The sequence below is a fragment of the Hoeflea sp. BAL378 genome, from assembly GCF_000759435.1.
Classification (GTDB): domain Bacteria; phylum Pseudomonadota; class Alphaproteobacteria; order Rhizobiales; family Rhizobiaceae; genus Hoeflea.
On the sequence record NZ_JRJG01000188.1, the window covers coordinates 1 to 1,873 of the forward strand.

General features: G+C 67.3%; 2 protein-coding genes. Both read right to left on the bottom strand.

The genetic code is table 11. The annotated features are described in order from the left end of the window. Positions 1 to 28: 28 nt before the first annotated feature. A complete protein-coding gene (locus tag LL06_RS24565; protein ID WP_035533304.1) occupies positions 29 to 1,204 on the bottom strand; it encodes a phosphoserine transaminase in 1,176 nt (391 codons plus the stop codon). Between the two features lie 160 nt (positions 1,205 to 1,364). Continuing rightward, positions 1,365 to 1,873, bottom strand: a 509-nt coding sequence (locus tag LL06_RS24570; protein WP_035533306.1) for an outer membrane beta-barrel protein, incomplete at its 5' end; no start/stop codon positions are given.

Below are 1,873 nucleotides of genomic sequence, written 5' to 3' on the forward strand. Positions count from 1 at the left end.
GATTCCGGCGCGGCCGCGGGGGGTGGCGTCAGGCGGCCTGGCGGAGCGCCGACTTTTCCTGGGCGAAGGCCCAGGAGAGCCAGGGCAGGAGCGCCTCGAGATCGGCGGTCTCGACGGTGGCGCCGCACCAGATGCGAAGGCCCGCCGGTGCATCGCGATAGGCGCCGATGTCGAAGGCCACGCCTTCCTTGTCGAGCCGGGTCACCATGGCTTTCGCGAAGGCGGCCTGGGTGTCGGGGGCGAGCGCCGTCACTTCCGGGTCGGCGATGACCAGGCAGACCGAGGTGTTGGACCGGGTCTCGTCGACCTTGGCGAGGTTGGCGATCCAGTCGTTTTCGGCGACGAAACGGTGCAGCACATTGGCATTGGCGTCGGCGCGGGCGATCAGGCCCTTGAGGCCGCCAACGGACTTCGCCCAGGTGAGCGCGTCGAGATAGTCCTCGACGCAGAGCATCGACGGGGTGTTGATGGTCTCGCCAGTGAAGATGCCCTCGATCAGCTTGCCGCCCTTGGTCATGCGGAAGATCTTGGGCAGCGGCCAGGCGGGAACGTAGCTTTCGAGCCGCGCGACGGCGCGCGGCGAGAGGATCAGCATGCCGTGCGCGCCCTCGCCGCCCAGCACCTTCTGCCAGGAGAAGGTGACGACGTCGAGCTTGGCGAAATCGAGATCCTGCGCAAACGCCGCCGAGGTGGCGTCGCAGATGGTGAGGCCCTCGCGGTCGGCGGGGATGAAATCGGCGTTGGGGACGCGCACGCCGGAGGTGGTGCCGTTCCAGGTGAAGACCACGTCGCGGCCGAAATCGATCTGTGCCAGGTCGGGCAGCTCGCCATAGGGCGCGGTGATCTTGCGGGTATCAGTGAGCTTGAGCTGCTTGACCACATCGGTGATCCAGCCCTCGCCAAAGCTTTCCCAGGCGACCATGTCGACGCCGCGGGCGCCCAGCATCGACCACAGCGCCATCTCGACGGCGCCGGTGTCGGACGCCGGCACGATGCCGATGCGGTAGTCGGCCGGTACGCCGAGAATCTCGCGAGTGAGGTCGATGGCCTGGCCGAGTTTGGATTTGCCGATCTTGGCCCGGTGCGAGCGGCCGAGCGCGGCATCGGCAAGGGCTTCAGGCGTCCAACCGGGACGCTTGGCGCAGGGACCAGAAGAAAAACGGGGATTTGCCGGACGCAGGTCCGGCTTGGCAACGGTCGTCATAAGGCTATCCTTCCAGATAGTGGCCCCTCGTTGGGGAGGGGTGGCCCACTGACGGGGTTAATCCCGTGCCGATCCGAAGTCAAGCGGGACAATGCGCTGCACCATGAAAAAGGGGGCGGTGAAATGCCGCCCCCTCGATCGCGATCTTGGTGCGCTCAGCCTACCACAGCGAGTAGCGCAGGCCGACGCGGACCTCGTGCTTCTCGAAGCCATTGTCGTTGGCCTGGGCGCCGGTGGCGCCGGCCGCGGCGGTGGCCGCGTCATAGCCGAACTGCGGGCCGTCCTTGATCTTGGAGTATTTGTAGCCGAGATCGAGCTTGAGATCCTTGGTGATGTCGTAGGACATGCCGGCCATCAGCGCATAGGTGAAGCGCCAGCTCTCCTGGCCCGGGCTTGTGGTGGTGGTGGCGGCGCCGCAGCCCACGCCGACGCAGCGGCTGACGCTGCTGAGCCCGTCCCAGGTGACCCGCGTCACGCCGGCGCCGGCGCCGACATAGGGGGTGAAGCCGGAGAAGGTGCCGAGATCGAGATAGGCATTGGCCAGGAAGCCGTACTGCTTGAAGGCCTGCGTGTCGGTGCTGGTGCAGCCTGTCCCGGCGGGTGCGCCGCCGCAGGGGCTGGCGGAGCTGGTGGCCCCGGCGAAGCTGCCCTTGGTGTAGTCGAAGGTGA